We start from the raw sequence: 20,624 nt of genomic DNA, 5'->3' as shown, positions 1-20,624 counted from the left end.
CGAACCTTTGGGAGTTGATGATTAATGGATATCCGTAAAGTCAAGAAACTGATCGAGCTGCTGGAAGAGTCTGGCATCGACGAACTGGAGATCAAGGAAGGCGAAGAGTCGGTCCGTATCAGCCGTCACAGCAAGACCCCAGCTGCCCAGCAGTTCTACGCACCAGCACCGATGGCCGCTGCCCCTGCTGCTGCTGCCCCGGTTGCCGCTGCTGCTCCAGTCGCCGAAGCCGCTGCTGCTGCCCCGGCCCTGAAAGGCACCGTGATCCGCTCGCCAATGGTAGGTACCTTCTACCGCAAGCCTTCGCCGACCTCGCCGAACTTCGCTGAAGTGGGCCAGTCCGTGAAGAAAGGCGACACCCTGTGCATCGTTGAAGCCATGAAGATGATGAACCACATCGAAGCCGATGTTGGCGGTGTCATCGACGCCATTCTGGTAGAAGACGGCCAGCCGGTTGAGTTCGACCAGCCGCTGTTCACCGTCGTTTGATTCGCGGAGAGCCAACGATGTCTGGGAAGCTGGAAAAAGTCCTGATCGCCAACCGCGGGGAAATTGCCCTGCGGATCCTGCGTGCCTGCAAAGAGCTGGGCATCAAGACCGTCGCCGTGCACTCCACGGCCGACCGCGAACTGATGCACCTGGGCCTGGCAGACGAGTCGGTCTGCATTGGTCCTGCTTCGTCCAAAGATTCCTACCTGCACATCCCGGCGATCATCGCTGCGGCCGAAGTGACAGGCGCTACCGCCATTCACCCGGGTTACGGGTTCCTGGCGGAAAACGCCGACTTCGCCGAGCAGGTGGAAAAGTCCGGCTTTGCCTTCATCGGCCCGAAAGCCGACACCATTCGCCTGATGGGCGACAAGGTTTCGGCCAAGGACGCGATGATCAAGTCGGGCGTACCGACCGTACCGGGCTCCGATGGCCCGCTGCCGGAAGACGAAGAAGTCGCCCTGGCGATTGCCCGTGATGTCGGCTACCCGGTGATCATCAAGGCCGCCGGTGGCGGTGGTGGTCGCGGCATGCGCGTGGTGCACAAGGAAGAGGACCTGATTTCCTCGGCCAAGCTCACCCGTACCGAAGCCGGTGCCGCCTTCGGCAACCCGATGGTCTACCTGGAGAAGTTCCTGACCAACCCACGCCACGTGGAAGTGCAGGTCCTGTCCGACGGCCAGGGCAACGCCATCCATCTGGGCGACCGCGACTGCTCGCTGCAGCGCCGTCACCAGAAGGTACTGGAAGAAGCACCAGCCCCGGGTATCGATGAGAAAGCCCGTCAGGAAGTGTTCAAGCGTTGCGTCGATGCGTGCATCGAGATCGGCTACCGTGGTGCCGGTACTTTCGAGTTCCTGTACGAGAACGGCCGCTTCTACTTCATCGAGATGAACACCCGCGTGCAGGTTGAGCACCCGGTGTCGGAGATGGTTACCGGTATCGACATCGTCAAGGAGATGCTGAGCATCGCCGCTGGCAACAAGCTGTCGTTCCGCCAGGAAGACGTGGTTATCCGTGGCCACTCGCTGGAGTGCCGGATCAACGCCGAAGACCCGAAGAAATTCATCCCGAGCCCTGGCAAGGTCAAGCACTTCCACGCCCCAGGCGGCAACGGCGTTCGCGTCGATTCGCACCTGTACAGCGGTTATTCGGTTCCGCCGAACTACGATTCGCTGATCGGCAAGCTGATCACCTACGGCAAAGACCGCGACGAAGCCATGGCGCGCATGCGCAACGCCCTGGACGAGATCGTCGTCGACGGCATCAAGACCAACATCCCGCTGCACCGCGACCTGGTGCGTGATGAAGGCTTCTGCAAAGGCGGCGTCAACATTCACTACCTCGAACACAAGCTGGCAAACGAGCATTGATCGAATAGTGTGATGTACCAGAACCCCGGACTTGTTCCGGGGTTTTTTATTGCCTGTCGGGGCCTCATCGCCGGCAAGCCAGCTCCCACAGGTACTGCACATGGCTTGAGGCCGATGCGGTCGGGGTGGGAGCTGGCTTGCCGGCGATTGGGCTGCAACGCAGCCCCAGGGCCCTACCCCTTCATCCGCGGCATCTCGATGCGGTGCTCGTGCACACGCCGATACAAGGTAGCCCGCGAAATACCCAACGCCCGCGCTGCATCGGCCGGTTTCCAGCGATGGCGGATCAGTGCATCCAGCAACAACTGCCGGGCCGGGCAGGACACGCCGCTTTCAGCCGAGACAACCGCATCACCGCGCACCTCTTGCGGCAAATCCTGCAACTGCACCTGCCCGCCTTCACTCACCGCACAGGCATAACGCAACACCTGCCGCAGTTGGCGCAGGTTCCCAGGCCAGCGGTAAAGCAGCAGCGACTGCAACGCAGCATCCGCCAACACCACCTCCACCGAACACGCTTGCGCCTCCTCGGCCAGCAGTTGGTGAATCAGCCCCAAGCGATCCTCGCGCTCTCGCAGCGGCGGCAGCTCGAACCGGGCATTGGCCAGACGGAAGTACAGGTCCTCGCGAAAACGGCCCTCCGCCACCATCTTCGCCAAGTCGCGGTGGGTGGCGCAGATCACCTGGATATCCACCCGCTCGCGCCGTGCAGCCCCCAGCGGCGCCACTTCGCCTTCGGCCAGCACACGCAGCAGGCGGGTTTGCAGGTTCAGCGGCATGTCGCCGATTTCGTCAAGAAACAGGGTGCCGCCATCGGCCTGCTGCAACAGCCCCTGCATACCTTTGCTGGAAGCCCCGGTAAAGGCCCCGGCTACATAGCCAAACAGTTCGCTCTCGATCAGGTTTTCCGGGATGGCGGCGCAGTTTAGCGTGACAAATGGCCCGTCGCGGCGCTGGCTTTGCTGGTGCAGCTGGCGGGCAAACACTTCTTTGCCGGCCCCGGTTTCGCCTTGTACCAGCACCGCGAGGTTGCAGTCCTTGACCCGCGTGGCCAGCCGCAAATGCTGCTCGATGCGGGTGTCCTGCGCCTGCTGCAAGGGCTGCGCGCGCTGGCGTTGCTGCGGAGCGCTGACCCGGCCATACAGCCCACCCAGGCCCGGCAGGCGCTGGGCGGACGACGTGTTGACGCGCCGTAGCTGGCCCATGTCGAACAGTTCGCCAATGTGCTCGGGCAAGCGCCCCAGGTGCTGCACCAGCCGTTGCCGCGCCAGGCTGTTGATGGCCTGCAAGCGGCCATCGGCATCCCAGGCCAGCAGGTAATCGGGCTGGCTCTCCACATAACCCGGGGTGCCATGGGCGCGCATTACCCAGTGGCCTTGGGCACTGTGCATGAAGAAGGCGTTTTCGATTTCACGGGCAGTCTGCTCGACCAACTGGCGGATAAGGTGCTGGCTGCGGCGGTCGTCGGGTGACTGCAAGGCCGAGACATCCACCACCCCCAGCAACTCGCCCTGCGGGTCGAACACCGGCGCCGCGGTGCAGGTCAGGCCGATGAAGGCTGCGCGGAAGTGATCGCGCTTGTGCACCGTGACCGGGGCCTTGCTGGTCAGCACCGCCGCTACACCGCAGGTGCCCTCCTCGCCCTCCGACCAGCAGGTACCCAGGTACAGCCCGGCCTTGCGGCAGTCATTGCGGATGGCCGATTCGACCCGGTAATCGATGGTGCGCCCCTGGGCATCGGTCAGCAGCACGCAGTAGTCGGCGCCGCGCACTCGCTCGTGCAGGCGTGCCACGGCATCGCTGGCGATGCGCAGAAACAGCTCGGCGCGTTCGCGGCATTCGTTGAGCAGGCTTTGGGACAGGATGCGCGGCCCCTGCTGGGACCCGGGGTCGAGGCGGTACAGCTCCATGGAACGGCGCCATGAATCGAGGATCAGCGCTGGCACCGGCGCCTGTGGCAGGCGGTCGGCGTTCTTCAGCACCCGGCTGACGCAGTCGACATGGGCTCGGGAGTTCGCGGCAAGCATTCAGGCCCTCCGGTTCTCGTTGCTGTTTTTATCGTTGTCCGGCCATTAAGCGCTTCCACGCATGCCCCGACAAGCACTGTGTGATTACCGGCCGGCTTGAGACGCTGCGTCTCAGCGTCTCGCCAACCCTGGCCCCGCGCTGGCACCCGGCGTCTCGCAAGCAGCGCAATGAGCACCTGCCTGAGCGCAACAAAACCGCTCTGGCACGGCCATTTCAGCCGCGCCACGAAAAGCTGGCACCGCGCTTGCTCCTGCCCTTGCAAACAAAAATACGAGGTGCGCCATGCAGCTACCCGCCCTGACCGTCGGGATCATTGCCAACCCTGCCTCTGGCCGCGACCTGCGCCGCCTGACCGCCAATGCCGGGCTCTATTCGAGCACCGACAAGGCCTCGGCGATCCAGCGCCTGCTGGCTGCCTTCGGTGCCACGGGCATCGGCCAGGTGCTGCTGCCCAGCGACATGACCGGCATAGCCGCCGCCGTGCTCAAGGCCAGCCAGGGCCCCGGCGCCCGTGACCAGCACTGGCCGGCCATCGAAATACTCGACCTGCCGCTGACCCAGACCGTTGCCGATACCCGCCTGGCCACCCGGCGCATGGTCGAGCGTGGCGTGGCGATGATCGCCGTGCTCGGTGGCGACGGCACCCACAAGGCAGTCGCTGCCGAGGCCGGTGACATACCGCTACTGACGCTGTCCACCGGCACCAACAATGCCTTCCCCGAACTGCGTGAAGCTACCAGTGCGGGCCTGGCCGGCGGCCTGCTCGCCAGCGGCCAGGTACCGGCCAGCATCGGCCTGCGCCGCAACAAGCGCCTGCTGGTGAAAGTGCCCGAGCAGCAGCTTGCCGAATGGGCCTTGGTGGAAGTGGCGGTATCGCCCCAGCGCTTCATCGGTGCCCGTGCACTCAGCCGCAGCGAAGACTTGAGCGAAGTCTTTGCCTGCTTCGCCGAGCCCCATGCCATTGGCCTGTCAGCCTTGTGCGGGCTGTGGTGCCCGGTGTCGCGCCAGGACCCGCACGGCGCCTGGGTACGCCTGAACCCCGCTGCCGAACAGGCGCTGCTCGCCCCCTTGGCGCCCGGCCTGCTGCAAGGCTGCGGCATCACCGCCAGCGGCCCGCTGACGCCCGGCGTCGCCCATCGCCTGAGCCTGGCCAGCGGCACCCTGGCCCTGGACGGCGAGCGCGAAATCGAATTCGCCGAGCACGATACGCCCACCATCACCCTCGACCACCAAGGCCCGCTGAGCGTGGATGTCGAGGCCGTCCTGGCACATGCCGCCCGCCATCACCTGCTGGCCGTCCCGCGCGGCCACCGGCTGCACCCTGCAAACCCGCGTTGAGACAACCCTGGAGAACAACAAGATGTCCAATCAACTCAGTACCGAACAACTGCTGCATGCCTATGAAGTGATGCGCACCATCCGCGCCTTCGAAGAACGCCTGCACGTGGAGTTCGCCACTGGCGAGATCCCCGGCTTCGTCCACCTGTACGCCGGCGAAGAAGCCTCCGCCGCCGGGGTCATGGCCCACCTGCGCGACAGCGACTGCATCGCCTCGACCCACCGCGGCCATGGCCACTGCATCGCCAAGGGGGTGGATGTGTACGGCATGATGGCCGAGATCTATGGCAAGAAAACCGGCGTGTGCGGCGGCAAAGGCGGCTCGATGCACATTGCCGACCTGGAAAAAGGCATGCTCGGTGCCAACGGCATCGTCGGCGCCGGTGCACCGCTGGTGGCCGGGGCGGCATTGGCAGCCAAACTCAAGGGCCGTGATGACGTGTCGGTAGCCTTCTTCGGCGATGGCGCTTCCAACGAAGGCGCCGTGTTCGAAGCCATGAACATGGCGTCGATCATGAACCTGCCGTGCATCTTCGTGGCCGAGAACAACGGCTACGCGGAGGCCACAGCCTCCAACTGGTCCGTCGCCTGCGACCACATTGCCGACCGCGCAGCCGGCTTCGGCATGCCGGGCGTCACCATCGACGGCTTCGACTTCTTTGCCGTGTACGAGGCCGCCGGCGCCGCCATCGAGCGCGCCCGTGCCGGGCAAGGGCCGTCACTGATCGAGGTCAAGCTCAGCCGCTACTACGGCCACTTCGAAGGCGATGCGCAAACCTACCGCGCGCCGGATGAAGTGAAGAACCTGCGCGAATCCCGCGACTGCCTGATGCAGTTCCGCAACAAGACCACCCGCGCCGGCCTGCTCACTGCCGAGCAACTGGACGCCATAGACGCGCGCATCGAGGACCTGATCGAAGACGCCGTGCGCCGCGCCAAGTCCGATCCCAAGCCACAGCCCGCCGACCTGCTCACCGACGTCTACGTCAGCTACCCCTGAGCCGCGGATTACAAGAACAACAGGAGAACCACCATGGCAAGAAAGATCAGCTACCAGCAGGCCATCAACGAAGCCTTGGCCCAGGAAATGCGCCGCGACAACACGGTGTTCATCATTGGTGAAGACGTCGCCGGCGGTGCCGGTGCACCCGGCGAGGAGGACGCCTGGGGTGGCGTGCTGGGCGTGACCAAGGGCCTGTATCACCAGTTCCCCGGCCGCGTGCTGGACGCTCCATTGTCGGAAATCGGCTACGTCGGCGCTGCCGTCGGTGCCGCCACCCAAGGCCTGCGCCCGGTGTGCGAACTGATGTTCGTGGATTTTGCCGGCTGCTGCCTGGACCAGATCCTCAACCAGGCTGCCAAGTTTCGCTACATGTTCGGCGGCAAGGCGGTCACCCCGCTGGTGATGCGCACCATGTACGGCGCCGGCCTGCGTGCGGCCGCCCAGCACTCGCAGATGCTCACCTCGCTGTGGACGCACATCCCCGGCCTGAAGGTGGTGTGCCCTTCTTCCCCTTACGATGCCAAGGGCTTGCTGATACAGGCGATCCGCGACAACGACCCGGTGATCTTCTGTGAGCACAAGCTGCTGTACAGCATGCAGGGCGAGGTGCCGGAAGAGGTGTACACCGTGCCGTTCGGTGAGGCCAACTTCCTGCGTGATGGCGACGATGTGACCTTGGTCACCTATGGCCGCATGGTCCATGTAGCACTTGAAGCCGCCAACAACCTGGCCCGCCAGGGCATCGACTGCGAAGTGCTGGACCTGCGCACCACCAGCCCGCTGGACGAAGACAGCATTCTTGAAAGTGTGGAAAAAACCGGCCGCCTGGTGGTGATCGACGAAGCCAACCCGCGCTGCTCGATGGCCACCGACATCAGCGCGCTGGTGGCGCAGAAGGCCTTCGGCGCACTCAAGGGCCCGATCGAGATGGTCACTGCACCGCACACCCCGGTGCCGTTCTCCGATGCCCTGGAAGACCTGTACATCCCTGACGCGGCGAAGATCGAAGCGGCCGTGCGCAAGGTGATCGAAGCCGCAAGGAGTGCCGCATGAGCCAGATCCATACCCTGACCATGCCCAAGTGGGGCCTGTCGATGACCGAAGGCCGGGTGGATACCTGGCTCAAGCAGGAGGGTGACGAAATCAACAAGGGCGACGAGGTGCTGGACGTCGAGACCGACAAGATCAGCAGCAGCGTCGAAGCCCCGTTCAGTGGCGTGTTGCGCCGCCAGGTGGCCAAGCCGGATGAAACCCTGCCAGTGGGCGCGTTGCTGGCCGTGGTGGTGGAAGGCGAAGCCGAAGAAGCCGAAATCGATGCGCTGGTGCAGCGCTTCCAGGCCGAGTTCGTCGCCGAGGGGGGCGCCGATCAGGCCCAGGGGCCGGCCCCACAGAAGGCAGAGGTTGGCGGCCGCCTGCTGCGCTGGTTCGAGTTGGGGGAAGGTGGCACGCCGCTGGTGCTGGTGCACGGTTTTGGCGGCGACCTCAACAACTGGCTGTTCAACCACCCGGCATTGGCCGCTGAACGCCGCGTGATCGCACTCGACCTGCCGGGGCACGGCGAGTCGGCCAAGGCCCTGCAGCGGGGCGACCTGGATGAACTGAGCGAAACCGTGCTGACCCTGCTCGACCACCTGGACATCGCCAAGGCCCACCTGGCGGGCCATTCCATGGGCGGCGCGGTAAGCCTCAACGTGGCACGCCTGGCGCCGCAGCGGGTGGCCAGCCTCAGCCTGGTCGCCAGTGCCGGCCTGGGCGAAGCGATCAACGGGCAGTACTTGCAAGGCTTCGTCGCCGCCGCCAACCGCAACGCCCTCAAACCGCAGATGGTGCAACTGTTTGCCGACCCGGCGCTGGTCACCCGGCAAATGCTGGAGGACATGCTCAAGTTCAAGCGCCTGGAAGGTGTTGATGACGCCTTGCGCCAGCTGGCATCAGCCATTGCCGACGGCGACCGCCAGCGCCACGACCTGCGCGGGGTGCTGGGGCAGCATCCGGCACTGGTGGTGTGGGGCGGCAAGGACGCGATCATCCCGGCCAGCCATGCCGAAGGCCTGGAGGCAGAAGTACTGGTGCTGCCCGAGGCTGGGCATATGGTGCAGATGGAGGCGGCTGAAGAGGTGAATCGGAGGATGGCGGATTTTTTGCGGGGGCATTGAAGGGTATGACTTGAGCTCTTGCGTGCCTGTGAGATCGAGCGCCGCCCGCGCGGCGCTTCGCAGCACAAGGCTGCTCCTACATTTGTTTCGGGCCAGTCACTACTGCACCCTAGGCGCGCGCCCCCTGGATGTATGACAGGAGATTGATGAAGAGCAGCTGGGGCCGCGCGGAAAAGGTTCAGGTAGTACTGGCCCGAAACAAATGTAGGAGCAGCCTTGTGCTGCGAAGCGCCGCGCGGGCGGCGCTCGATCTCACAGGCAATGAACAACCCAAGGCATGCGCCTGTCTGCCCACCCTCGATCCCCCGACATTCACCTCGCAGCCATCTCGCAGCCATCTCGCCGCGCCGGCCTGTTGTCTCATCTGCTTATGCCCTATCTGTCTCGGCCCCTTATTCTGCGTCATACTCGGCAGACCTATTGCCCGGTCCTCGCCATGCGTCCACTGCTCCCCATTACCCTGGTCCTGCTGCTCGCCGCCTGTGGCGATGGCGAATCGCTGCTTGCGCCGGACGCACGCCTGCCGGACGGGGGGCGTTACCGGGGGCAGGTGGTTGATGGCCTGCTGCAGGGCGAGGGCCGTATCGACTACCCCAACGGCAGCTGGTACGCCGGCGGCTTCAAGGACGGCCAGTGGCATGGCCAGGGCGAATGGCATGGCCAGAACGGCGAGGTGTACCGTGGCCAGTTCGCCGAGGGGCTGTTCCAGGGGCTGGGCGACCTGACCACGCCGGGCAGCCACTATGGCGGCACCTTCAAGCACGGCCGCCGCGACGGCGAAGGCACGCTCAAGCAAGCCGACCAGACCTACCGCGGCCAGTTCAAGGACGACCTGTACGATGGCGCGGGCGAGCTGGAACTGGCCGACGGCAGCCGCTACCAGGGCCTGTTCGCCAAGGGCAAGCCCAACGGCGCCGGGGTGCGCAGCGATGCCAGCGGCAACCAGTTCAGTGGCCGCTTCGTCAACGGCCAGCTGCAAGGCAGCGGCACGTACGACAGCGTCGACGGCGAGCAGTACATCGGTGAGTTCAAGGACAATCGCCTGGAAGGCCGGGGCCGCTACGAAAACGCCGATGGCGATGTATGGATCGGCGAATTCAAGGACGGCGCGCTGATGGGTGAAGGCGAACTGCTGGGCAGTGACGGCAGCCACTACAAGGGCGAATTCGTCGACTGGCGCCTGTCGGGCCGGGGCAGCCTGCAACTGGCCGACGGCAGCACCTACGTCGGCGGTTTCCTGAACGATGCCTACCATGGCCATGGGCAGCTGACCTTGCCAAGCGGCCAGGTCGAAGGTGGCACCTGGGCCAACGGTGTGCGCGTACGCGACCAGAAAGGCAAGCTGCTACCTGACCCACTGGACCTGGCCCTGCTCAACCAGGGCCGGCTGCTGGAAGAGACGCTGGCCCGGGTACCGCGCTCAACGCCGCCCATCCAGCTGTACAGCCTGGTGGTGGCCGGCGATGGCCAGCAAAGCGTGTTCCTGCGCGAAGCCGACTACGTCAGCAACATGCTCAAGGTGCGCTTTGGCGCCCGCGGCCAGGTGACCCTGGTCAACCACCGTGACCACATGGCCACCCGCCCCATGGCCACCCGCGAGAACCTCACCCGCGCCGCCAGTACCCTGGCCGAACGCAGCGGCCCCGAAGACCTGGTGTTCATCTACCTCACCAGCCATGGCAGCCAGGACCATCAGTTGGTGCTCGACCAGCCGCGCCTGCAACTGGCCGACCTTTCTGCCGACGAACTGGCCACTGCCCTGGCGCCATTGAAGGACCGCGACAAGGTAATCGTCATCTCGGCTTGCTATTCAGGGGGCTACATCGCCCCGCTCAAGGACGATCGCACGGTGATCATGACCGCCGCCCGGGCCGACCGCGTATCCTTCGGGTGCTCGGAAGAAGCCGACTTCACCTACTTTGGCGATGCGTTGTTCGCAGAAGCACTGAACCAGACCGACGACCTGAAACAGGCGTTTGAACTGGCACGCTCCAGCGTTGCCGAAAGAGAACAAAGGGAAGGCTTCGAGGCCTCGGAGCCGCAGCTGTGGGCACCGCCAGCAGTACTGGAACACTGGCAGCACCTGCGCCGGCAACAGGCCGAAGAAGCATTGCGTAACGCCGCACAGGCCAACGTGGGGGCACAGGCAAAAACACCTGGCAGCCACTAGACTTGTGTGTAACAAGGGAGAGACATCATGTATTTGACGCCTCAGCATGTCCTGCTTGCCGGTGCTACCGGCCTGACCGGTGAACACCTGCTGGACCGCCTGCTCAACGAACCCACCATCACCCGCGTACTGGCGCCTACCCGCCGGCCGCTGGCCGAGCACCCGCACCTGGAAAACCCGGTGGGCGACCCGGCGGTATTCCTTCCACAGCTGGCCGGGCGGGTCGATATCGCTTACTGCTGCCTGGGCACCACGCTGAAACAGGCCGGCTCCGAATCGGCCTTCCGCGCAGTGGACCTGGACATGGTAGTGGCGTTCAGCAAGCGTGCCCGGGAGATGGGCGCGCGGCATCTGCTGGTGGTCAGTGCGCTGGGTGCCGACCCGAAATCGTCGATTTTCTACAACCGGGTCAAGGGCGAAATGGAAGAGGCGCTCAAGGCCCAGGACTGGCCGCAACTGACCATCGTGCGGCCGTCATTGCTGCTGGGCGAGCGGATCGAGCCACGGCTGGCAGAACAACTGGTTTCGCCGTTTTCGAGGTTGATACCTGGCAAGTACCGGGGGATCGAGGCGTGTACCTTGGCCCGGGCCTTGTGGCGGTTGGCGCTGGAGGAAGAAGACGGGGTGCGGATTGTGGAGTCGGATGAGCTTCGCAGGTTGGGCAAGATATAAGCTTTTCCTGAAAGGGCCTCTTCGCGGGCACGCCCGCTCCCACAGGTACTGTGATCAACTGAGGACCACGCAATCCTGTGGGAGCGGGCTAGCCCGCGAAATGGCCATCACAGGCCGCCGGTGGCCTGGAAGCCGACACCGGCCGCAGTCAGCAATGACAACGGCAACAACAGGGTATCCAGAAGCATGCTGCCAGGCAGGTCCAGGCGTGGATACGCCGGTGCATCAGCCCCGTAATGATCGCGCGGGCAGCACCCGCCATTGATCACGTACAAATCCAGCCGGGTACCGGCATACACCACCGGCGCCCCAGGTTTTGCAGCATCCAGCGTGCGCACCGTGGCGCAGCCACCCAGCATCACCAGCGCCGCCACCCCCAACAGCGCTCGCTTCAATCATCCACCCCGAAGTGGTGCTCGCCCCAACGCGGCAACATGTCCTGGGGAATGGCCAGCAGGTTGAGAATGCGCGCAACGACAAAGTCGACCAGGTCGTCGATGGTCTGCGGCTGGTGATAGAAGCCGGGCGCAGCCGGCAGGATCACCGCACCCATTTGCGACAGCTTGAGCATGTTCTCCAGGTGGATGGTGGAAAACGGCGCTTCGCGCGGCACCAGGATCAGCTGGCGCCGCTCCTTGAGGGTAACGTCGGCAGCGCGTTCGATCAGGTTGTTGCAAGCCCCCGTGGCAATCGCCGACAGGGTGCCGGTGGAACAGGGCACCACTACCATCGCCGCCGGGGCGCCGGAGCCGGAGGCTACCGGCGACATCCAGTCTTCCTTGCCGTACACACGGATCTGCCCATCGGCGGCGCCGGTGTATTCGGTAAGGAATGCCTGCATCGCCTGGGGCTTGGCCGGCAGCACCACGTCGGTCTCGGTGGCCATGACCAGTTGCGCGGCCTTGGAGATCAGGAAATGCACCTCACGGTCCTCGCGCACCAGGCAATCGAGCAGGCGCAGGCCATACTGGGCGCCCGAGGCGCCCGTCATGGCCAGGGTGATGCGTTCCGGCCCGCTCACTTCAGGGCCTCGGCCAGCTTGCCGTGCAGGCCACCGAAGCCGCCGTTGCTCATGATCACCACGTGGGTGCCCGGGCGTGCCTGACCTTTGACCCGCTCGATGATCGCGTCGAGGCTGTCGGCCACCACGCTCGGTACCTTGCACTTCGCCGCAGTGGCAGCCAGGTCCCAGCCGAGGTTGGCCGGGGCGTACCAGATCACCTGATCGGCGTCGTTGACGCTTTCCGGCAAACCGTCACGGTGGGCGCCGAGCTTCATCGAGTTGGAGCGTGGTTCGATCACGGCAATCACCGGCGCCTCGCCAACGCGCTTGCGCAGGCCGTCGAGGGTGGTGGCGATGGCGGTCGGGTGGTGGGCGAAGTCATCGTAGATGGTCACGCCCTGTACTTCGGCAACCTTTTCCATGCGCCGCTTGACGCTCTTGAAGGCGCTCAGGCCTTCGATACCCATGGCCGGCACCACGCCAACATGGCGGGCCGCTGCCAAGGTAGCCAAGGCGTTGGCGACGTTGTGCTGGCCAGTCATTGCCCAGTCCACCACGCCCTGCGCCTCGCCCTCGAACAGCACTTCGAAACGCGAGCCGTCGGGGCTGAGCAGGCGCGCCTGCCACTGGCCACCTTCACCGGTCGTCTGTACCGGGGTCCAGCAGCCCATGCCGATGACCCGCTCCAGCGCTTGCTCGGTGGTGGGGTGAATGACCAGGCCTTCGCCCGGGATGGTGCGCACCAGGTGGTGGAACTGCCGCTCGATCGAGGCCAGGTCCGGGAAGATGTCCGCATGATCGAACTCAAGGTTGTTGAGGATCGCGGTACGTGGGTGGTAGTGGACAAACTTCGAGCGCTTGTCGAAGAAGGCGCTGTCGTATTCATCGGCTTCGACCACGAAGAACGGCGTGTCGCCCAGGCGCGCCGACACCGAGAAGTTCTGCGGCACACCACCAATCAGGAAGCCCGGGCTCATGCCGGCATGTTCCAGCACCCAGGCCAGCATGCTGCTGGTGGTGGTCTTGCCATGAGTGCCGGCAACGGCCAGTACCCAGCGGCCTTGCAGCACGTGGTCCGCCAGCCATTGCGGGCCGGACACATAAGGCAGGCCCTTGTTCAGCACGTACTCCACGGCCGGGTTGCCACGCGACATGGCATTGCCGATGACCACCAGGTCTGGCGCCGGGTCCAGCTGGGCTGGGTCATAGCCTTGGGTCAACTCGATGCCCTGGGCTTCGAGCTGGGTGCTCATCGGGGGATAGACGTTGGCGTCCGAGCCGGTGACGCGATGGCCAAGTTCCTTGGCCAGCACCGCCAGCGAACCCATGAAAGTGCCGCAAATACCGAGAATGTGAATATGCATGGTCGACCTCGCAAAACATCGAGGCAGGGTAGCCCAGGGCGCGACAAATCGCACCCGCTGTTTCGCTCAGTCGGCCCTGGTGATGCCGTGTTTGCGCAGTTTTCGATACAAGGTATTGCGGCTGATGCCCAGGAGCTCGGCGACGCGGGTCAGATGCCAGTGTTTTGCCTCCAGGGTCGCCAGCAGCGCATGGCGCTCGGCCTCTTTCAACGCTGCCGGCCCTATCGCCGGCAAGCCAGCTCCCACAGGTGCAGCGTCAGCTTCGAAAGCCCTGTTTACCCTGTAGGTGCAACTGCGTTCTAGCGCCGGTTCTGGCCTTGTCGCAGGCAAGCCGGCCCCTGGATTTACAAATGGCTTGAAGCCAGTGTGGTCGGGGTGGGAGCTGGCTTGCCGGCGATCGAGGGCAAAGCCCTCGCGGACGACGGCGGGGAGATCCGAGAACATGATTCGGGCATCTTCGCAAAGCGCTACCAATGTACGCAGCACATTGCGCATCTGCCGCACGTTCCCCGGCCAGGTGAAGTCCAGCAGCGCCTGGCGCGCACTGGGCTCCAGCTCGACCCGATGCCCCTGCGCCTCCTGACGCAGCAGGAAGTCCAGCAACTGCGCCTTGTCACTGCGATCGCGCACCGCCGGCAACGCCACCTCCAGGCCATTGAGGCGGTAATACAGGTCCTCGCGGAAACTGCCCTGCTCCACCCGTTCCAGCAGGTGGCGGTGGGTAGCGCTGACAATGCGCACGTCAACCGCTTGCGGTTCACCCCCGATCGGCACCACCTGGCGCTCTTCCAGCACCCGCAGCAGGCGGGTTTGCAGGGCCAGCGGCATGTCGCCGATCTCGTCCAGTAGCAAGGTCCCGCCGTCAGCCTGCAACAGCTTGCCGCGCATGCCTTCCTTGCGTGCGCCGGTAAAGCTGCCACCGCGGTAACCGAACAGCTCGCTTTCAATCAGGCTCTCCGGGATCGAGGCGCAGTTGATGGCGACAAACGGCTTGCCGCGCCGCTCGCTGGCCTGGTGCACGGCCTGGGCGAACGCCTCCTTGCCACAACCGGTTTCGCCGCGCAGCAGCAACGGCACGTCACGCTCGAACACCCGCACGCAGCGGCGAAAATCGTTGTGCAACGCCGGGTCGAGCAGGCAGATGGCCGGTTCCACATCGCGCACGGGCTGGCGGTAGGCGGTGGGCACAGACCACACCGGCGTACGTGCCTTGCCGCGCAGGCTGGCGAACACCTGGCGGCCGTCCACCGTGCGTAGCGGCCAGACCGTACTGCCTGCGGGCATGGCGCGGTTGAACAACTCGTCGTGGCTGCAGGCAAAGAAGCGCTGCACGGGTTTGCCCAGCACGCCACCGCGCACGGTACCCAGCAGGTTCAGCGCGCTCTGGTTGGCCGCGCAGATGCGCCCGTCACCGTCGAAGGCCAGCAGCCCTTCGCTGAACAGGCCGACCGACTCGGCCTGCAGGTGGAAACGCAGCAGCCACTGCTGCTCGAAATGGCGCAGGAAATAGCAGCTTTCGATCATCTTCGCCGAAAGGTTGACCAACGCCATGGTGTGGAACTGGCTCTGGCGCGAAACATCGGGCCGGGCCGACGACACATCAAGCACCGCCAGCAGTTCGCCATGCGGGTCGAACACCGGGCTCGCCGAACAGGTCAGGCCGGTATGGCGGCCACGAAAGTGCTCGTTCTGGTGGATGGTCAGGGCCTGGCGCTCGACCAGGCAGGTGCCGATGCCGTTCGTGCCCTCGCGCGCTTCGCTCCAGTCGGCGCCCAGCCACAGCCCGGCACGCTCGAAGCTGCGCCGCTCGGTGGGCGCGCTGACGCAGTTGAGGATTACCCCGCGGGCGTCGGTCAGCAGTACCGCGTGGCCGGCCCCGGAAAGCTGCTGGTGCAGGCTGTTCATTTCAGGGTCGGCAATTTGCAGCACCTGGCGCAGGCGCTCGCGGCTTTCCAGCAGGCGCCCGTGCTCAAGCACCACCGGGGCCGCGATCACAGCAGGGTCGAGGTGGTAGTCCTCCAGGCAACGCAGCCAGGAGCGGGCGATGGACGGGTCACTGCCGCCCTCCCCGGCGCCACCATGGGCAACGGTATGGACTTGCTGGGCATGGCGACTGAAATGATTGCTCTGCATTGTTGTAGTTCTCTGCAGATAGAGAGTCACATCAGCATCCTCCACCCGGGAAGGCTTTGCAATGCAGCCTGCCGTGACGTGTCGCAAATGGCACAAAGTGTCACCCCCGCGTGTACCGGCGCTGGCACAACGGCCGCTCACCGGGGCCGGGCAACTGACCCAAATCATTGATTTGCCTGGGGTGCCCAACGCTGGCCCAACCTTTGCTCTACGCTTCTCAACTCCTCAACAAACATAACAGCCAGGAGACACACCATGCGTTACGCACATCCCGGTACCGACGGCGCGAAGGTTTCCTTCAAGAACCGCTACGGCAACTACATCGGTGGCGAGTTCGTAGCTCCGGTCCAGGGGCAGTACTTCGAGAATACGTCCCCGGTGAATGGCAAACTGATTGCCGAATTCCCCCGCTCCACTGCCGAAGACATCGATAAAGCGCTCGACGCTGCCCACGCCGCTGCCGACGCCTGGGGCCGCACTTCAGTGCAGGACCGCTCCAACGTGCTGTTGAAGATTGCCGACCGCATCGAGCAGAACCTTGAGCTGCTGGCCATTACCGAAACCTGGGACAACGGCAAACCTGTCCGCGAAACCCTCAACGCCGACATTCCGCTGGCCGTCGATCACTTCCGCTACTTCGCCGGCTGCATCCGCGCCCAGGAAGGCGGCGCTGCCGAGATCAACGAAGGCACCGTGGCTTATCACATCCACGAGCCGCTGGGCGTCGTCGGGCAGATCATTCCGTGGAACTTCCCGATCCTGATGGCGGCCTGGAAGCTGGCGCCTGCGCTGGCCGCCGGTAACTGCGTGGTGCTCAAGCCTGCCGAGCAGACGCCACTGGGCATCACCGTGCTGCTGGAAGTGATCGGCGACCTGCTGCCACCTGGCGTACTCAACGTGGTGCAAGGCTACGGCCGCGAAGCCGGTGAAGCCCTGGCCACCAGCAAGCGTATCGCCAAGATCGCCTTCACCGGGTCTACCCCGGTGGGCTCGCACATCATGAAATGCGCGGCCGAAAACATCATCCCGTCCACCGTCGAGCTGGGCGGCAAGTCGCCGAACGTGTACTTCGAAGACATCATGCAGGCCGAGCCAAGCTTCATCGAGAAGGCTGCCGAGGGCATGGTGCTGGCGTTCTTCAACCAGGGCGAGGTGTGCACCTGCCCGTCGCGTGCCCTGGTACAGGAGTCGATCTACCCGCAGTTCATGGAAGTGGTGATGAAGAAGGTGCTGCAGATCAAGCGCGGCGACCCGCTGGACACCGACACCATGGTCGGCGCCCAGGCTTCGCAGCAGCAGTTCGAGAAGATTCTCTCGTACCTGCAGATTGCCCAGGAAGAAGGCGCCGAGCTGCTGACCGGCGGCAAGGTCGAGAAACTGGAAGGCTCGCTGGCCACCGGTTACTACATCCAGCCGACCCTGCTCAAGGGCAACAACAAGATGCGCGTGTTCCAGGAAGAAATCTTTGGCCCGGTGGTCAGCGTCACCACCTTCAAGGACGAAGCCGAAGCACTGGCGATTGCCAACGACACCGAGTTCGGCCTGGGTGCCGGCGTGTGGACCCGTGACATCAACCGTGCCTACCGCATGGGCCGCGGGATCAAGGCCGGGCGTGTGTGGACCAACTGCTACCACCTGTACCCGGCGCATGCGGCGTTTGGCGGGTACAAGAAGTCCGGCGTCGGCCGTGAGACCCACAAGATGATGCTGGACCACTATCAGCAGACCAAGAACCTGCTGGTGAGCTACGACATCAACCCGTTGGGCTTCTTCTAAACCGCGTCGCGGCCTTCGCGGGCTCGCCCGCTCCCACAGGTTCACCGTTGGTTCCAGAACCGATGCAATACCTGTGGGAGCGGGCAAGCCCGCGAAGAGGCCGGACCTGATCTACACAAAACCCAGAGCGGCAACCGTGCACCAACCGCTCTGGCTCGCTTCCTGCAGTACACATCACCATCGGCCCGAACCCTTCCGGCCACCAAGAAAAACAACAGGTGAATCTATGCCAAGCGATCATTCCGCCGGCTCGCCGGCAGGCTCTTCCGTCGACTTCGAAAAAGTCGGGTCGGACTATTTCCAGCAACGTGAACTGAAAAAAGGCGCCGCCGGCTGGGTACTGCTGGTCGGCCTGGGCGTGGCCTATGTCATCTCCGGCGACTATGCCGGCTGGAACTTCGGCCTGGCCCAGGGCGGCTGGGGCGGCATGTTCCTCGCCACCTTGCTGATGGCCACCATGTACCTGTGCATGTGCTTCTCGCTGGCCGAACTGTCGTCGATGATCCCCACCGCAGGCGGCGGCTACGGTTTTGCCCGCAGTGCCTTCGGCCCATGGGGCGGCTTCCTGACCGGCACGGCAATCCTCATCGAGTACGCCATTGCGCCCGCAGCCATCGCCGTGTTCATCGGCGCCTACTGCGAGTCACTGTTCGGCATCGGCGGCTGGGTGATCTACCTGGCGTTCTATATCGTGTTCATCGGCATCCACATCTTCGGCGTGGGTGAAGCGTTGAAACTGATGTTCATCATCACCGCCGTCGCCGCCATCGCCCTGGCGGTGTTCCTGGTGAGCATGGTGCCCCATTTTGATGCAGCCAACCTGTTCGACATCGCCAAAACGGACGCAGTAGGCGCCAGCAGCTTCCTGCCGTTCGGCTATGTCGGCGTGTGGGCGGCCATCCCTTACGCCATCTGGTTCTTCCTTGCCGTCGAAGGCGTGCCGCTGGCTGCCGAAGAAACCAAGAACCCCAAGCGTGACCTGCCACGCGGCCTGATCGGCGCCATGCTGGTACTGCTGGCCTTCGCCCTGCTGATCCTGGTGGTCGGCCCCGGCGGTGCAGGCTCCGAAGCGCTGAAGGCATCCGGCAACCCGCTGGTTGAAGCGCTGTCCAAGGCCTACGGCGGCAGCACCTGGATGGGCGGCTTCGTCAACCTGGTCGGCCTGGCCGGGCTGATCGCCAGCTTCTTCTCGATCATCTATGCCTATTCCCGGCAGATCTTTGCCCTGTCCCGTGCCGGCTACCTGCCGCGCAAACTGTCGGAGACCAACAAAAGCAAGGCCCCGGTGCTGGCCCTGATCATCCCCGGCATCATCGGCTTTGCCCTGTCGCTGACCGGCCAGGGCGACTTGCTGATCCTGGTGGCGGTGTTCGGCGCTACGCTGTCCTATGTGCTGATGATGGCCGCGCACATCACCCTGCGCATCCGCCGGCCGAAGATGGAGCGCCCGTACCGCACCCCCGGTGGCATCTTCACTTCAGGTGTGGCGCTGGTGCTGGCGTGCATCGCCGTGGTTGCCGGCTTCCTGGTCGACCCACGGGTGGTGATTGGCGCCGCAGTGATCTATGCGGTACTAATTGCCTACTTTGCTTTCTACAGCCGCCACCACCTGGTCGCGGGCACGCCGGAAGAGGAATTCGCCGCCATCCAGCAGGCCGAAGAGGCCTTGCACTGATTGCCGCCACCCGCCGCGGGGCAACCCGCGGCTCTGGAGATTCTGTATGGCAAGTTTCGTACACACGGTAGGCCACCTGGTCTACCGCTTCGACAGCCTCAAGGACGTGATGGCCAAGGCCAGCCCGGCCCGCTCGGGGGACTTCCTGGCAGGCGTCGCGGCCAGCAATGACGGCGAGCGTGTCGCTGCGCAGATGGCGCTGGCCAATATCCCGCTGCCCCATTTCCTCAATGAAGCCCTGATCCCATACGAAGCCGATGAAGTCACCCGGCTGATCATCGACACCCACGATGCCCAGGCCTTCGCCCCGGTCAGCCACCTGACCGTGGGCGGCTTGCGCGACTGGCTGCTGAGCGAAGAGGCCAATGAAGACAGCCTGCGCGCCCTGGCGCCAGGGCTGACACCGGAAATGGCTGCGGCCGTGTCGAAGATCATGCGCGTGCAGGACCTGGTGCTGGTGGCGCAGAAGATTCGCGTGGTCACCCGGTTCCGCGGCACCATGGGCTTGCGCGGGCGCTTGTCTACGCGCTTGCAGCCCAACCACCCGACCGACGAGCCGGCCGGTATCGCCGCCAGCATTCTTGACGGCCTGCTGTACGGCAACGGCGACGCGATGATCGGCATCAACCCGGCCACCGACAGCATCGCCTCGATCTGTGCCCTGCTGGAAATGCTCGACGCCATCATCCAGCGCTACGACATCCCCACCCAGGCCTGCGTGCTGACCCATGTCACCACCTCGATCGAGGCGATCAACCGTGGCGTGCCGCTGGACCTGGTGTTCCAGTCCATTGCCGGCACCGAGGCGGCCAACGCCGGGTTTGGCATCAACCTGAACGTGTTGCAGGAGGGTTACGAAGCGGGCCTGTCGCTGAAACGCGGCACCCTCGGGCAAAACCTGATGTATTTCGAAACCGGCCAGGGCAGCGCTCTGTCGGCCAACGCCCACCATGGCGTCGACCAGCAAACCTGCGAGACCCGCGCCTATGCCGTGGCCCGCCACTTCAAGCCGTTTCTGGTCAACACCGTGGTCGGTTTCATCGGCCCGGAGTACTTGTACAACGGCAAGCAGATCATCCGCGCGGGCCTGGAAGACCACTTCTGCGGCAAGCTGCTGGGCGTGCCGATGGGCTGCGACATCTGCTACACCAACCACGCCGAAGCCGACCAGGACGACATGGACACCCTGCTGACCCTGCTGGGGGTGGCCGGGATCAACTTCATCATGGGCATCCCCGGCTCCGACGACATCATGCTCAACTACCAGACCACCTCGTTCCACGACGCGCTGTACGCGCGCCAGACTCTGGGCCTGAAGCCCGGGCCGGAATTCGAGGCATGGCTGGCCCGCACCGGCATCTTCACCCAGGCCGATGGCCGGGTGCGCTTTGGTGACAACCTGCCAGCGGCCTTCCGCCAGGCCTTGGCACAGCTTGCATAGGGA

The 20,624-nt window shown here is 64.6% G+C and carries 16 protein-coding genes; 11 read left to right on the top strand and 5 right to left on the bottom strand.

The window, feature by feature from the left end; genetic code table 11:
- Positions 1 to 24: 24 nt before the first annotated feature.
- Entirely contained in the window at positions 25 to 489 is a 465-nt protein-coding gene (gene accB, locus SB756_RS25740) for an acetyl-CoA carboxylase biotin carboxyl carrier protein (protein WP_341797465.1), read from the top strand.
- A gap of 17 nt (positions 490 to 506) precedes the next feature.
- Positions 507 to 1,862, top strand: coding sequence for an acetyl-CoA carboxylase biotin carboxylase subunit (gene accC / locus SB756_RS25735; protein WP_012270325.1), 1,356 nt, complete (start codon positions 507 to 509; stop codon positions 1,860 to 1,862).
- 173 nt (positions 1,863 to 2,035) lie between these two features.
- Here accC and SB756_RS25730 read toward each other — a convergent pair whose 3' ends face one another.
- On the bottom strand, positions 2,036 to 3,889 hold the full coding sequence (locus tag SB756_RS25730; RefSeq protein ID WP_410912428.1) for a sigma-54-dependent Fis family transcriptional regulator: 1,854 nt from the start codon (positions 3,887 to 3,889) through the stop codon (positions 2,036 to 2,038).
- Between the two features lie 283 nt (positions 3,890 to 4,172).
- Here SB756_RS25730 and SB756_RS25725 point away from each other — a divergent pair, with 283 nt between their 5' ends.
- From SB756_RS25725 to SB756_RS25700, 6 genes are all read left to right on the top strand, one after another.
- Positions 4,173 to 5,228 carry an ATP-NAD kinase family protein gene (locus SB756_RS25725; RefSeq protein ID WP_341797463.1) on the top strand — a complete coding sequence of 352 codons (1,056 nt, stop codon included), beginning with the start codon at positions 4,173 to 4,175 and terminating at the stop codon, positions 5,226 to 5,228.
- 22 nt (positions 5,229 to 5,250) lie between these two features.
- On the top strand, positions 5,251 to 6,228 hold the full coding sequence (locus SB756_RS25720) for a thiamine pyrophosphate-dependent dehydrogenase E1 component subunit alpha (protein WP_016497852.1): 978 nt from the start codon (positions 5,251 to 5,253) through the stop codon (positions 6,226 to 6,228).
- Between the two features lie 33 nt (positions 6,229 to 6,261).
- On the top strand, positions 6,262 to 7,284 hold the full coding sequence (locus SB756_RS25715; protein ID WP_043199305.1) for an alpha-ketoacid dehydrogenase subunit beta: 1,023 nt from the start codon (positions 6,262 to 6,264) through the stop codon (positions 7,282 to 7,284).
- Entirely contained in the window at positions 7,281 to 8,387 is a 1,107-nt protein-coding gene (locus SB756_RS25710; protein WP_341797462.1) for an acetoin dehydrogenase dihydrolipoyllysine-residue acetyltransferase subunit, read from the top strand. The genes SB756_RS25715 and SB756_RS25710 overlap by 4 nt, the downstream gene beginning before the upstream one ends.
- A 436-nt stretch (positions 8,388 to 8,823) precedes the next feature.
- The gene (locus tag SB756_RS25705) at positions 8,824 to 10,557 is read left to right on the top strand and encodes a C13 family peptidase (protein ID WP_410912427.1); all 1,734 of its coding nucleotides are present in this window, start codon (positions 8,824 to 8,826) and stop codon (positions 10,555 to 10,557) included.
- Between the two features lie 27 nt (positions 10,558 to 10,584).
- A complete protein-coding gene (locus tag SB756_RS25700; RefSeq protein ID WP_341797460.1) occupies positions 10,585 to 11,229 on the top strand; it encodes an oxidoreductase in 645 nt (214 codons plus the stop codon).
- A gap of 107 nt (positions 11,230 to 11,336) precedes the next feature.
- Here SB756_RS25700 and SB756_RS25695 read toward each other — a convergent pair whose 3' ends face one another.
- From SB756_RS25695 to SB756_RS25680, 4 genes are all read right to left on the bottom strand, one after another.
- Positions 11,337 to 11,624: a YceK/YidQ family lipoprotein gene (locus tag SB756_RS25695; protein ID WP_049277555.1), complete on the bottom strand. Its 288-nt coding sequence runs from the start codon at positions 11,622 to 11,624 to the stop codon at positions 11,337 to 11,339.
- The gene (gene ubiX / locus SB756_RS25690) at positions 11,621 to 12,250 is read right to left on the bottom strand and encodes a flavin prenyltransferase UbiX (protein WP_019472370.1); all 630 of its coding nucleotides are present in this window, start codon (positions 12,248 to 12,250) and stop codon (positions 11,621 to 11,623) included. Before ubiX ends, SB756_RS25695 begins: the two co-directional genes overlap by 4 nt.
- Positions 12,247 to 13,596, bottom strand: coding sequence for a UDP-N-acetylmuramate:L-alanyl-gamma-D-glutamyl-meso-diaminopimelate ligase (mpl, locus tag SB756_RS25685; protein ID WP_234229288.1), 1,350 nt, complete (start codon positions 13,594 to 13,596; stop codon positions 12,247 to 12,249). Before mpl ends, ubiX begins: the two co-directional genes overlap by 4 nt.
- Before the next feature lie 66 nt (positions 13,597 to 13,662).
- Positions 13,663 to 15,729 carry a sigma-54-dependent Fis family transcriptional regulator gene (locus SB756_RS25680; protein WP_410912424.1) on the bottom strand — a complete coding sequence of 689 codons (2,067 nt, stop codon included), beginning with the start codon at positions 15,727 to 15,729 and terminating at the stop codon, positions 13,663 to 13,665.
- Between the two features lie 255 nt (positions 15,730 to 15,984).
- Between SB756_RS25680 and SB756_RS25675 the strand changes: the two genes are divergently transcribed.
- The 3 genes from SB756_RS25675 (at position 15,985) to SB756_RS25665 (ending at position 20,621) form a co-directional block, all read left to right on the top strand.
- Positions 15,985 to 17,505, top strand: coding sequence for an aldehyde dehydrogenase family protein (locus tag SB756_RS25675; RefSeq protein ID WP_341797458.1), 1,521 nt, complete (start codon positions 15,985 to 15,987; stop codon positions 17,503 to 17,505).
- Positions 17,506 to 17,731: 226 nt separating this feature from the next.
- Positions 17,732 to 19,180 (top strand): ethanolamine permease, encoded by a 1,449-nt coding sequence (gene eat, locus SB756_RS25670; RefSeq protein ID WP_049277561.1) that lies wholly within the window; start codon positions 17,732 to 17,734, stop codon positions 19,178 to 19,180.
- 46 nt (positions 19,181 to 19,226) lie between these two features.
- On the top strand, positions 19,227 to 20,621 hold the full coding sequence (locus SB756_RS25665) for an ethanolamine ammonia-lyase subunit EutB (RefSeq protein WP_410912422.1): 1,395 nt from the start codon (positions 19,227 to 19,229) through the stop codon (positions 20,619 to 20,621).
- Positions 20,622 to 20,624 lie beyond the last annotated feature (3 nt).

It is taken from the genome of Pseudomonas sp. SIMBA_068 (genome assembly GCF_046534705.1).
Taxonomy (GTDB): Bacteria; Pseudomonadota; Gammaproteobacteria; order Pseudomonadales; family Pseudomonadaceae; genus Aquipseudomonas; species Aquipseudomonas putida.
The sequence above is the reverse complement of the archived record's forward strand: the minus strand, read 5'-3'. Positions and strand labels throughout refer to the sequence as shown.